General features: G+C 50.7%; 8 protein-coding genes and 6 tRNA genes. 11 read left to right on the top strand and 3 right to left on the bottom strand.

What is annotated here, in order from left to right; translation table 11 throughout:
• Positions 1 to 6: 6 nt before the first annotated feature.
• The 3 genes from chiP to nagE form a co-directional block, all read right to left on the bottom strand.
• Positions 7 to 1413, bottom strand: coding sequence for a chitoporin ChiP (gene chiP, locus OGX89_RS19280; protein WP_003831346.1), 1407 nt, complete (start codon positions 1411 to 1413; stop codon positions 7 to 9).
• A gap of 436 nt (positions 1414 to 1849) precedes the next feature.
• Positions 1850 to 3517, bottom strand: a complete 1668-nt coding sequence (gene glnS / locus OGX89_RS19275) for a glutamine--tRNA ligase (RefSeq protein ID WP_063940704.1) — start codon at positions 3515 to 3517, stop codon at positions 1850 to 1852.
• A gap of 187 nt (positions 3518 to 3704) precedes the next feature.
• Positions 3705 to 5654, bottom strand: a complete 1950-nt coding sequence (gene nagE, locus OGX89_RS19270; RefSeq protein WP_003831342.1) for a PTS N-acetyl glucosamine transporter subunit IIABC — start codon at positions 5652 to 5654, stop codon at positions 3705 to 3707.
• Positions 5655 to 5996: 342 nt separating this feature from the next.
• Here nagE and nagB point away from each other — a divergent pair, with 342 nt between their 5' ends.
• From nagB to OGX89_RS19215, 11 genes are all read left to right on the top strand, one after another.
• The gene (gene nagB, locus OGX89_RS19265; protein WP_003022803.1) at positions 5997 to 6797 is read left to right on the top strand and encodes a glucosamine-6-phosphate deaminase; all 801 of its coding nucleotides are present in this window, start codon (positions 5997 to 5999) and stop codon (positions 6795 to 6797) included.
• A 61-nt stretch (positions 6798 to 6858) separates the two neighbouring features.
• Positions 6859 to 8007, top strand: coding sequence for an N-acetylglucosamine-6-phosphate deacetylase (gene nagA / locus OGX89_RS19260; protein ID WP_003831339.1), 1149 nt, complete (start codon positions 6859 to 6861; stop codon positions 8005 to 8007).
• 8 nt (positions 8008 to 8015) lie between these two features.
• On the top strand, positions 8016 to 9236 hold the full coding sequence (nagC, locus tag OGX89_RS19255) for a DNA-binding transcriptional regulator NagC (protein ID WP_126955851.1): 1221 nt from the start codon (positions 8016 to 8018) through the stop codon (positions 9234 to 9236).
• Positions 9237 to 9402: 166 nt separating this feature from the next.
• Positions 9403 to 10155, top strand: a complete 753-nt coding sequence (gene nagD, locus OGX89_RS19250; RefSeq protein WP_003022792.1) for a ribonucleotide monophosphatase NagD — start codon at positions 9403 to 9405, stop codon at positions 10153 to 10155.
• A gap of 251 nt (positions 10156 to 10406) precedes the next feature.
• A complete protein-coding gene (gene asnB / locus OGX89_RS19245; protein ID WP_003831332.1) occupies positions 10407 to 12071 on the top strand; it encodes an asparagine synthase B in 1665 nt (554 codons plus the stop codon).
• A gap of 223 nt (positions 12072 to 12294) precedes the next feature.
• Positions 12295 to 12371 (top strand) — tRNA-Met (locus OGX89_RS19240).
• Positions 12372 to 12379: 8 nt separating this feature from the next.
• Positions 12380 to 12464, top strand: a tRNA-Leu gene (locus OGX89_RS19235).
• 23 nt (positions 12465 to 12487) lie between these two features.
• A tRNA-Gln gene (locus tag OGX89_RS19230) sits at positions 12488 to 12562 on the top strand.
• 37 nt (positions 12563 to 12599) lie between these two features.
• Positions 12600 to 12674: transfer RNA gene (locus OGX89_RS19225), tRNA-Gln, on the top strand.
• Between the two features lie 21 nt (positions 12675 to 12695).
• Positions 12696 to 12772, top strand: a tRNA-Met gene (locus OGX89_RS19220).
• Between the two features lie 43 nt (positions 12773 to 12815).
• Positions 12816 to 12890, top strand: a tRNA-Gln gene (locus tag OGX89_RS19215).
• The last annotated feature ends 8 nt before the right edge of the window (positions 12891 to 12898 follow it).

The following is a 12898-nucleotide window of genomic DNA, read 5'->3' as shown; positions in this document are numbered from 1 at the left end:
TTGGCATTAGAAGATGGTGAACGGAGCAATAACGATGAACTTCACGTCGCGCTCATCCTGGAACATGTTGCCGTAGCCACCGCCCCAGCTCGGAATGTCTGAATGGTTGTCGTACTGAGTGAAGTGCAGCTTAAACATGGTGCCCTTCGCACGACCATCCTGCAGGGTGTAGACCGCATCCAGGCTGTAAGAAGATTCTTCGATAGTCCGGTTTTTGTCGTAGTACGCATCCGGGTTAAGCTGCCAGGTTGATGGCTTAGCATCCCATGCGTAAACGTAGGACGCGCCTACCGCCCAGCCCGGCAGATTCCAGTTCTTCAGGTCATACATTGCGCCGAAGAAGACCGCCTTTTCACCGTTGGCGTTGAAGTCAGAACGGTTATCCCACCAGACATCCAGACGACCGTTTGAAGAGGCATAGGTTGGGGTCATACGCTGCAGGAAGTAACCCTGCTGGCCGTCCGCTTTAACCCAGGTCCCTTCCAGACGAAGGTCAACGACTTCTGCCACTTTGTAGCCAAAAGTCAACGCCTGCAACCAGGCAGTACCATCATAAATATCGTTCACGGTACGATCATCAACCTTGTCGCGTGCACCGTAGAACTGGTAGCTGGTGGTAAATGGGTTACCGCCTAAATCGAATTTGTAGCTGGCTTTTGCGAAGTACTGATCGACGTAACCTTCAGACTGACCAAATGCCGCTTCCAGCAAGAGGTTATTTTTGAAGTCATATTTCGCGCCAATTGAGTGCAAGTAATCAACGCTGGTCTTTTTATCAGCCTGATAGAATTTATCGACTTCGGTATGCCACGGTGCTTTATATTCGTTAGCCCACATATAGGAGAAGCTCAGCGCGCCAGCATCACCATAGTCGAAGTTGGCACCGGCTTCAGCACCCTGATAGGTACCTGGCATAAAGCTCCAATGCGGTGCCAGCAGAGTCTGCCCGGTTGGTTGAATGTAACCGGCGCGCGCCCAGGTTGGGCCGTATTTAAATTTGGCTGCTGCTTTATAAAGGCTAATCCCGCTCTTATCTCCGGAGTAATCCTCGTCATAGCCTTTATTTTTGGAAGAGAATGCGATTTCGTTTGGATGGCCGCTTTCGCTACTTTCGTTCATTTCAATAGCGGTAAATGCTGCGATATCAATACCAAACATATCGGCCGCATAACCGGACTGGAAGTCGAGGTTAGCGTTCCAGGTGGAGTGAGAAAGGTTGGTTTTGTATTTGTCATGATCGGTCACATCTTTACGGTCACGCTCACGCTGCCAGTAATAGATGCCGCCGGTTAAGGTTGAGTCATCAATAAATCCTTCGGCGTGTACCTGGGGAGCAACAACAAAACCCGACATTGCTGTGATACCGGCGATAGCCAGCGCCAGCGTACTACGTTTGCCACTAAACGTACGCATATGTTAATCCTCTTTGACGTATAAAATGCTGCCGACAAAAGCGGACAGCGAAAAAACAAAAAATAAAAAAAGTAGCGCTAAGAAAACCTCAGTGACTACAATGAATAGACTATTTTTCGCGACGCGAATTATCAATCTCTTTCTGTAACGAGTATGTAATAGTATGAGCAACCGCACATATTTCATTGCTTTCTGTTACATTTTCATTGGGAGATAAAAAAGCGTTGAAAAATGAAGAAAGCGCTTGTTTTCCATGGAGATGAAATCGGTTTCAGCCCATTTCACATTGAGGTAAGTTATTTAAACGCAAAAACATTCAGCTAAGCCATTATTACAAGCATGTAATTAATTCGCTCCGCAAATGGAGCTCGTTACACGGTTTTTTTGCGAAAAAAAACGCCGCATGAAGCGGCGTTTAGAGAGGATGTGTTGCGGCTTATTCGCCCGCTTTAGCCCACGTATCACGCAGACCAACGGTACGGTTAAACACCAGCTTTTCAGCCGTTGCATAACGGCTGTCCAGGCAGAAGTAACCTTCACGCTCGAACTGGAACGCTTTACCTGCAACCGCTGCCTGCAGCGACGGCTCACCGTAACCCTGCTTAATGACCAGCGACTCAGGGTTAATAACAGACAAGAAGTCTTCCGCCGCACCTGGATTTGGCACGCTAAACAGACGGTCGTACAGACGGATTTCAATCGGTAGCGCATGGGACGCGCTCACCCAGTGAATAACGCCTTTGACTTTACGACCATCGGCCGGGTCTTTGCTCAGGGTGTCGGCATCGTAGGTGCAGAAAATGGTGGTGATATTTCCTTCCGCATCTTTCTCAACACGTTCGGCTTTGATCACATAAGCATTACGCAGGCGTACTTCTTTGCCCATCACCAGACGCTTGTACTGCTTGTTCGCTTCTTCACGGAAGTCTGCGCGATCGATCCAAATTTCACCGCTAAATGGCACTTCACGGCTGCCCATTTCCGGTTTGTTCGGATGGTTAGGCATGGTGACCAATTCGCTTTCGCCCTGCGGATAGTTTTCGATAACCAGTTTAACCGGATCGATAACCGCCATCGCGCGCGGGGCGTTTTCGTTCAGATCTTCGCGGATACAGGATTCCAGAGAAGCGATCTCAATGGTGTTGTCTTGCTTGGTCACGCCAATGCGTTTGCAGAACTCACGGATCGCGGCAGCGGTGTAACCGCGACGACGCAGGCCAGAAATCGTCGGCATACGCGGATCGTCCCAGCCTTCAACGTGCTTGTCGGTCACCAGCAGGTTCAGCTTGCGCTTGGACATCACGGTATATTCCAGATTCAGGCGCGAGAATTCGTACTGACGCGGATGAACCGGAATGGTGATGTTGTCCAGCACCCAGTCGTACAGACGACGGTTATCCTGGAACTCAAGCGTGCACAGGGAATGCGTAATGCCTTCCAGCGCATCGCTGATGCAGTGGGTAAAGTCGTACATCGGGTAGATGCACCACTTGTTGCCGGTCTGGTGGTGTTCGGCGAACTTAATGCGGTACAGCACCGGATCGCGCATCACAATAAACGGCGACGCCATGTCGATTTTCGCACGCAGGCACGCTTTACCTTCTTCAAAACCACCGGCACGCATTTTTTCGAACAGCGCCAGGTTCTCTTCGACGCTACGATCGCGGTACGGGCTGTTTTTGCCTGGCTGAGTCAGCGTGCCGCGGTATTCGCGGATTTCGTCCGCTGACAGTTCGTCAACGTACGCCAGTCCTTTATTAATAAGCTCTACCGCATAGGCGTGAAGCTGATCGAAGTAATCCGAAGAGTAGCGAATATCGCCAGTCCAGTGGAAACCTAACCATTCAACGTCGTTTTTAATCGACTCAACGTACTCGATATCTTCTTTAACCGGGTTCGTATCATCAAAACGCAGGTTGCACTGGCCCTGGTAATCTTGCGCAATGCCAAAGTTCAGACAAATGGATTTCGCGTGGCCAATGTGCAGATAGCCATTTGGCTCCGGCGGAAAACGGGTATGGATAGTGGTGTGCTTACCACTGGCCAGATCTTCATCGATGATCTGACGAATAAAGTTACTCGGGCGGGCTTCAGCCTCACTCATCGTGGATTCCTCAAAGCGTAAACAACGTATAACGGAGTATGATCTTATAAGCGACGTCAGGAGACAACTATTAGTTGCACAAAAAAGGTGTTTCAACAGGATATATGAGGGCATTTGCTGCAAAAAAAAGCGGCGGAGGAATATCCCCCGCCGCTTAAGGCACTTAACTCACTTTACTCAGGAGCAGTTATTTACCTTTAATCTCATATAGTGGTGTTTGACCGGCAACCACATGACCTTCGGCTTTAATAACCAGAGCGCCGAAATCATCGCTGTTGCTGCACACAACCGGGCTTATCATGGAACGTGCGTTAGCGTTCAGGAACTCCAGATCCATTTCCAGAATCGGTTGGCCTGCAGTAACTTCCGCACCTTCTTCGACCAGACGCTTAAAGCCTTTGCCTTCCAGCGCTACGGTGTCGATGCCCATATGGACCACGATTTCCGCGCCTTTAACCGTTTCCAGGCAGAACGCATGGTTAGTGTTGAAGATTTTCACGATGGTGCCCGCAGCCGGAGCAACCACGATTTTATCCGTTGGTTTCACTGCCACGCCGTCGCCTACAGCTTTACTGGCGAAGGCTTCATCAGGAACCTGTTCCAGCGCAACTACGTCACCAGTAATCGGAGAAACCAGCGCTTCAACGGTGACTGCATTCGCTACAGCCTGCGGTTTTGCTACTGGGGCCGCTGCTGCTGGCGCACTTTCACCAGATGCTGCTGCCACCGGGCCACGCGCGACAACTTTCTTCATTTCGTCGCCGATGGATTCAGCTTTCGCACCCACGATGACCTGGATAGTTTGCTTGTTCAGCTTAACTACTCCAGATGCACCTAAACGCTTACACATCGCATCGTTTACGCGACCGGAGTCGGCAACAGTCAGACGCAGACGAGTGATACAGGCATCAATCGCTTTCAGGTTATCAGTACCGCCAACCGCTGCAATGTAGTTGGTTGCCAGTTGAGCCAAACCTTCTTCAGTGTTGCTGTTGGCTTCTTCAGTAACGATATCGTCTTCTTTATCTTCGCGGCCCGGCGTTTTCAGGTTAAACATACGAATAACCGCGCTGAACAGCACAAAGTAGATAACGAAGAACACCAGCCCCATCACCACCAGCATCCAGACGTTCTGGCTTGCTGCCGGCAGGTTGTACATCAACACGTAGTCGATAGCACCTGCGGAGAAGGAGAAGCCTGCGTGGATCCCCAGCAGTGTTGCAACGAACAGGCTGATACCCGTTAACAGTGCGTGCAGGAGGTACAGCAGTGGAGCCAGGAACATGAACAGGAATTCCAGCGGCTCGGTAACACCGGTCAGGAACGCGGTGATCGCAACGGACAGCAGCATACCGCCAACCATCGGACGACGTGCTTTAGGAGCCGCGAAGTACATCGCCAGCGCCGCACCCGGCAGACCAAACATCATGATTGGGAAGAAGCCAGACATGAACATACCCGCAGTGCCGTCACCCGCGTAGAAGCGGTTGATGTCACCGTGGAATACGGTACCTGCAGCGTTAGTAAATTCGCCAATCTGGAACCATGCGATGGTGTTCAGCACCTGATGCAGACCGGTTGGGATCAGCAGACGGTTGATGAAACCAAAGATACCGGAACCCAGCGCACCAGCGCCCACGATCCACTCACCACCCGCATGGATGGCATTCTGTACCGGCGGCCATACGTAACCGAAGATAGCAGCCAGCACCAGACAGAAGAAACCAGTGGCGATCGGCACAAAGCGTTTGCCGCCAAAGAAGCTCAGGAAGTCAGGCAGTTTGATACCAGACCAGCGGTTATACACGGCACCGCCGACCAGACCGGTGATGATACCAGCCAGCACGCCCATATTGATTGCAGGGTTAATGGTAACCATTGCTTTGGTCAATATGAAATAACCGACCGCACCTGCCAGCGCTGCCGCACCTGCGCTGTCTTTTGACCAGCTGGAAGCAACACCGATCGCAAAAATTAACGCGAGGTTATCAAAGATGGCCCCACCCGCTTGCGCGATGAAGGGTACGTTAAGTAAATCTGGTTGGCCGAATCGCAGCAGCAGTGCCGCGACTGGCAGCACAGCGATGGGGAGCTGTAACGCCCTACCCAGCCGCTGGAAAAAACCTAAAATATTCATTTTATTCCCCCTACGAGACCCCGATTAGGCTTCTTTGAAGCCATATTTTTATTGTGCGACCATTCCTGACAGCAAGATTCTGGAACAACGATATTAACCATTCATCTACATTCAGAGTGTGTGAAAAATTAATTCGTATCGCAAATTAAACGCGTGTTTTTTGTGATTCCAGTCACCAAATATCGTTATTAACCCTCCCTTTCACTGGCTAACTACGAAAACTTATTTTATCATTCAAAAAATCGAAACGGATTGATCCTTACCGATGCAAAACCAGGTTACGCTTATTACTGCACAGAGACTCAATCCGCCAATTGCTTACATTTACTTTTGAGGTGAAGAATGAGACTGATCCCCCTGAATACCGCTGAACAAGTCGGCAAATGGGCTGCTCGCCATATCGTTAACCGTATTAACGCGTTCAAACCAACGGCAGATCGTCCGTTCGTTCTGGGCCTGCCGACTGGCGGTACTCCGCTGACAGCTTATAAAGCATTGGTTGAAATGCACAAAGCGGGCCAGGTGAGCTTCAAGCATGTTGTTACTTTCAACATGGACGAATATGTTGGCCTGCCGAAAGAGCATCCGGAAAGCTACCACAGCTTTATGCACCGCAATTTCTTTGATCACGTTGATATTCCAGCAGAAAACATCAACCTCCTCAATGGTAACGCGCCGGATATTGATGCAGAATGCCGTCAGTATGAAGAAAAAATCCGTTCTTACGGTAAAATCCACCTGTTTATGGGCGGTGTTGGTAACGATGGTCACATCGCGTTCAACGAACCAGCTTCCTCTTTGGCTTCCCGTACCCGCATCAAAACGCTGACTCACGACACACGTGTTGCTAACTCACGCTTCTTTGACGGCGACGTAAGCCAGGTGCCTAAATATGCGCTGACCGTTGGCGTGGGTACCCTGCTGGATGCTGAAGAAGTGATGATCCTGGTTCTGGGCCACCAGAAAGCACAGGCGCTGCAAGCCGCCGTTGAAGGCAACGTTAACCACATGTGGACCATCAGCTGCCTGCAGTTGCATCCAAAAGCCGTTGTGGTCTGCGATGAGCCTTCCACCATGGAACTGAAAGTGAAGACGCTGAAATACTTCAACGAGTTAGAAGCGGAAAATATTAAAGGTCTGTAATTGATGTCTCCGCCCTGTCGATAAGTTGCAGGGCGGCATTTTTTTGAAATCGGGGGTCGGAATGTATGCTTTAACCCAGGGCCGGATCTTTACCGGTCACGAAATTCTTGATGACCATGCGATTGTTGTCGCCAATGGCCTGATCGACAGCGTTTGCCCACTGGCTGAATTACCGTCAGGGATTGAACAGCGCTCACTGAATGGGGCCATTGTTTCCCCCGGTTTTATTGATGTACAGCTGAACGGCTGCGGCGGTGTGCAGTTTAATGATACGGCAGAAGCCGTGACCGTTGAAACGCTGGAAATCATGCAGAAAGCCAATGAAAAATCTGGCTGCACCAACTATCTGCCAACGCTTATCACCACCAGCGATGACCTGATGAAACAGGGTGTTCGCGTGATGCGTGAATACCTGGCGAAACACCCGAATCAGGCATTAGGACTTCATCTTGAAGGACCGTGGCTGAACCTGGTGAAAAAAGGTACCCATAATCCGGGATTTGTCCGTCAGCCGGACGCTGCACTGGTTGATTTCCTGTGCGATAATGCGGATGTGATCACCAAAGTCACACTGGCACCAGAAATGGTCCCGGTAGAGGTCATCACCAAACTGGTGAATGCGGGTATCGTGGTTTCTGCGGGTCACTCCAATGCAACGGTAAAAGAAGCAAAAATTGGCTTCCGCGCAGGCATCACCTTTGCGACACATCTGTTCAACGCGATGCCGTACATTACCGGCCGTGAGCCCGGTCTGGCGGGCGCTATTTTGGATGAAGCCGATATCTACTGCGGTATCATCGCCGATGGCCTGCATGTTGACTACGTTAACATCCGTAATGCTAAGCGCCTGAAAGGCGACAAGCTGTGCCTGGTCACTGACGCAACCGCGCCAGCAGGTGCAAACATTGAACAGTTCATTTTCGCTGGTAAAACAATATACTACCGCAATGGACTGTGTGTTGATGAGAATGGTACGTTGAGCGGTTCATCATTAACCATGATTGAAGGCGTACGCAATCTGGTCGAGCATGCAAATATCGCCCTCGACGAAGTCTTACGCATGGCAACGCTCTACCCTGCTCGCGCCATCGGCGTCGACAAACAACTCGGCAGCATCGCGCCAGGCAAAGTAGCCAACCTGACTGCGTTCACGCACGACTTTAAAATCATCAAGACCATCGTTAATGGCAACGAGGTCGTTACTGAGTAAGAGAAAGAATGACACCAGGCGGACAAGCTCAAATAGGTAATGTTGATCTCGTAAAACAGCTTAACAGCGCGGCGGTTTATCGCCTGATTGACCAGCATGGGCCAATCTCGCGAATTCAAATTGCCGAGCAAAGCCAGCTTGCCCCCGCCAGCGTAACCAAAATTACGCGTCAGTTGATCGAACGCGGGCTGATCAAAGAAGTCGATCAGCAGGCCTCCACCGGGGGCCGCCGCGCTATCTCTATCGTCACAGAAACCCGCAATTTCCACGCCATCGGCGTACGCCTGGGTCGCCACGACACAACGCTCACGCTCTATGATATGAGCAGTAAAGTGGTTGCTGAAGAGCATTACCCTCTCCCGGAGCGCACCCAGGAAACGCTGGAATATGCGCTGCTCAACACCATTGCCATCTTTATTGAGAACTGCCAGCGGAAAATCCGTGAGCTGATCGCAATTTCTGTCATCTTGCCAGGCCTTGTCGATCCTGAAAGCGGCGTCATCCGCTATATGCCACACATTCAGGTCGAAAACTGGGGACTGGTCGAAGCGCTCGAAAAACGCTTCAACGTCACCTGCTTTGTTGGTCATGATATTCGCAGCCTTGCGCTGGCTGAGCACTATTTCGGAGCAAGCCAGGATTGCGAAGACTCCATTTTGGTGCGAGTGCACCGCGGAACCGGCGCGGGTATCATCTCCAATGGCCGAATTTTCATCGGTCGCAATGGCAACGTCGGCGAGATTGGTCATATTCAGGTAGAGCCGCTGGGTGAGCGCTGTCACTGCGGTAACTTCGGCTGTCTGGAAACCATTGCCGCCAATGCCTCTATCGAACACCGCGTGCAGAACTTATTGAAACAGGGTTATCCAAGCCGGCTCACGCTGGATGATTGCAGCATCAAAGCTATCTGTAAGGCGGCAAATAAAGGCGATAACCTGGCAGCAGAAGTCATTGAGCACGTTGGTCGCCACCTGGGTAAAACCATCGCCATCGCCATCAACCTGTTTAACCCACAAAAAATCGTCATTGCGGGCGAAATTACCGAGGCGGATAAAGTGCTGCTGCCTGCAATAGAAAGCTGTATCAACACGCAGGCGTTGAAAGCGTTTCGCCACAATTTACCGGTGGTTCGTTCCACGCTGGATCACCGCTCTGCCATTGGCGCCTTTGCGTTGGTGAAGCGTGCGATGCTCAACGGTACACTGCTGCAACGTTTGCTGGAAAACTAATACACGTCATCCTTCGAGCTGCCTCTGCGTTAGCTGCATCTGCTCACCCCGGTCACTTACTTCAGTAAGCTCCAGGGGTTCGCAGACTTGCCGCCTTGATGCAACTCGAATGATGTAGTGTATTTTGTGTATAGTAATGCCTTCTTTTTTTAATGTCGGATTGTCCATGGCCATTAAGAATGTAATTTGTGATATCGACGGCGTGCTGATGCACGACAATGTTGCCGTACCAGGTGCGGCAGAATTTCTGACTGGGATCCTGGAAAAAGGCCTGCCGTTAGTCCTGCTGACTAACTACCCTTCGCAGACCGGGCAAGATCTGGCAAACCGCTTCGCCACCGCGGGTGTGAATGTCCCTGATAGCGTCTTTTATACTTCCGCGATGGCTACCGCTGATTTCCTTCGTCGCCAGGAAGGAAAAAAGGCCTATGTGGTGGGTGAAGGCGCGTTAATTCACGAACTGTACAAAGCTGGATTTACCATTACCGACGTGAACCCCGATTTTGTGATTGTTGGCGAGACACGTTCCTATAACTGGGACATGATGCATAAAGCAGCATATTTTGTCGCCAACGGCGCGCGTTTTATCGCCACTAACCCGGATACCCACGGTCGCGGCTTTTATCCCGCCTGTGGAGCACTCTGTGCCGGTATTGAGAAGATCTCAGGTCGTAAACCGTTTTATGTCGGCAAACCCAGCCCGTGGATTATTCGCGCGGCTCTCAACAAAATGCAGGCGCACTCGGAAGAAACCGTTATCGTTGGCGACAACCTGCGTACCGATATTCTGGCTGGTTTTCAGGCGGGTCTGGAAACTATCCTGGTACTGTCTGGCGTATCCAAGCTTGATGATATTGACAACATGCCGTTCAGACCAAGCTGGATTTACCCATCCGTTGCTGAAATAGACGTCATTTAATCTCTTTAGCCGGATAACAACATCTGTAAGTTATCCGGCCTGAAAAATACATCCATTCAATAAAATCACCACTTCACTGTTGATTCATCAATAATAGCGCTCATTACATAATCTTTTTTCACCAATCCACAATGACTATTGCGTTTTTTATTTTCTGACCCGTAATTCGCTTGCGCCCTCTCCAGCTTTGCGGCATTTTCTTTATCAAGCAAACATAAAAAGCATCACGCAACAGGTTAACGGAGAAGGTTATGTGTTCTATTTTTGGCGTATTCGATATTAAAACTGACGCAGTTGAACTGCGTAAAAAAGCCCTGGAACTGTCTCGTCTGATGCGCCACCGCGGCCCGGACTGGTCAGGTATTTACGCCTGTGATAACGCCATTCTGGCGCACGAACGTCTGTCCATCGTCGACGTCAATGCCGGTGCTCAGCCGCTGTACAACATGAAGAAGACACATATCCTGGCGGTTAACGGTGAAATTTATAACCACCAGACACTGCGTGCTGAATACGGCGATCGCTACCAGTTCCAGACCGGTTCCGACTGCGAAGTTATCCTCGCGCTGTATCAGGAAAAAGGACCCGCTTTCCTCGATGACCTGCAAGGGATGTTCGCTTTTGCCCTGTACGACAGCGAGCAGGACGCCTACCTGATCGGTCGTGATCATATCGGGATCATCCCGCTGTATATGGGTTACGACGAGCACGGTAACTTCTACGTTGCGTCTGAAATGAAAGCGCTGGTTCCTGTCTGCCGCACAATCAAAGAATTCCCGGCCGGTAGCTATTTGTGGAGTAAAGACGGTGAAATTCGTCAGTACTACCAGCGCGACTGGTTTGAATACGATGCCGTCAAAGACAACGTTACCGATAAAAACGAGCTGCGCCAGGCGCTGGAAGATGCGGTGAAAAGTCACCTGATGTCAGATGTTCCTTATGGAGTTCTGTTGTCCGGTGGTCTGGATTCATCCGTCATTTCCGCGATCACTAAAAAATACGCGGCACGCCGTGTTGAAGATCAGGAACGTAGCGAAGCCTGGTGGCCACAGCTACACTCCTTCGCCGTCGGCCTGGAAGGCGCTCCGGATCTGAAAGCTGCGCAAGAGGTGGCGAACCATCTGGGGACCGTGCACCATGAGATCCACTTCACCGTGCAGGAAGGTCTGGATGCGATCCGCGACGTGATTTACCACATCGAAACTTACGATGTCACGACGATTCGCGCCTCGACGCCAATGTACTTAATGTCGCGTAAAATTAAAGCGATGGGCATTAAAATGGTGTTGTCGGGTGAAGGTTCGGACGAGGTGTTTGGCGGCTACCTCTATTTCCACAAAGCGCCAGATGCAAAAGAACTGCACGAAGAAACTGTACGCAAGCTGCAAGCGTTGCATATGTTCGACTGCGCCCGTGCCAACAAAGCCATGTCGGCCTGGGGTGTAGAAGCTCGCGTGCCCTTCCTGGATAAGAAATTCCTTGATGTGGCGATGCGCATCAACCCGCAGGACAAAATGTGCGGCAACGGCAAAATGGAAAAACACGTTCTGCGCGAATGTTTTGAGTCCTACCTGCCGGCAAGCGTCGCATGGCGTCAGAAAGAACAGTTCTCTGACGGTGTCGGTTACAGCTGGATTGACACCCTGAAAGAGGTGGCTGCAGAACAAGTTTCTGACCAACAACTGGAAACTGCCAGCTTCCGTTTCCCGTACAACACGCCATCGTCAAAAGAAGCGTATTTGTACCGTGAGATTTTCGAAGAGTTGTTCCCGGTAGCAAGCGCTGCCGAATGTGTGCCTGGCGGGCCGTCGGTTGCCTGTTCTTCTGCCAAGGCGATCGAATGGGATGAGGCGTTTAAAACCATGAACGATCCGTCTGGCCGTGCCGTTGGCGTACACCAGTCTGCTTATAAATAAGTTAATCCTTAGATAAGAGCCCTGCGGGGCTCTTTTTTTATGTTTGTTTTCTGTGCAAAAAAACAATTAATAACTAATAATTGCCGAATATTGCGTCATGCTGTTCGCAACCTAACCAAACAGTCACATTCCAGCTATTTTCAATGAAAAAGGGGTTGACGCTTCAAGGCTCAATACGCATAATGCGCCCCGCAACGCCGATAAGGTTACGCGAAAAAAAGATGGCTACGTAGCTCAGCTGGTTAGAGCACATCACTCATAATGATGGGGTCACAGGTTCGAATCCCGTCGTAGCCACCATCTTTTTTGCGGGAGTGGCGAAATTGGTAGACGCACCAGATTTAGGTTCTGGCGCCGCAAGGTGTGCGAGTTCAAGTCTCGCCTCCCGCACCATTCACCCGTAAGCGTTGCACGGATGGGGTATCGCCAAGCGGTAAGGCACCGGTTTTTGATACCGGCATTCCCTGGTTCGAATCCAGGTACCCCAGCCATTTTTTCTTCGATATAGCGGTTCACCGCAACGGTCATTGGGGTATCGCCAAGCGGTAAGGCACCGGTTTTTGATACCGGCATTCCCTGGTTCGAATCCAGGTACCCCAGCCATCGAAGAAAATGTTAGTATTTGGCTACGTAGCTCAGCTGGTTAGAGCACATCACTCATAATGATGGGGTCACAGGTTCGAATCCCGTCGTAGCCACCATATTAAGGACGTATCGACTCGTTCGGTAAATCCAAAAAATTGTTGGGGTATCGCCAAGCGGTAAGGCTCTGGTTTCTGATACCAGCATTCCGAGGTTCGAATCCTCGTACCCCAGCCAATTTCAAA

This window comes from Citrobacter sp. Cpo103 (assembly GCF_030332605.1).
Taxonomy (GTDB): Bacteria; Pseudomonadota; Gammaproteobacteria; order Enterobacterales; family Enterobacteriaceae; genus Citrobacter; species Citrobacter portucalensis.
This window is presented reverse-complemented; position numbering and strand designations above follow the sequence as displayed.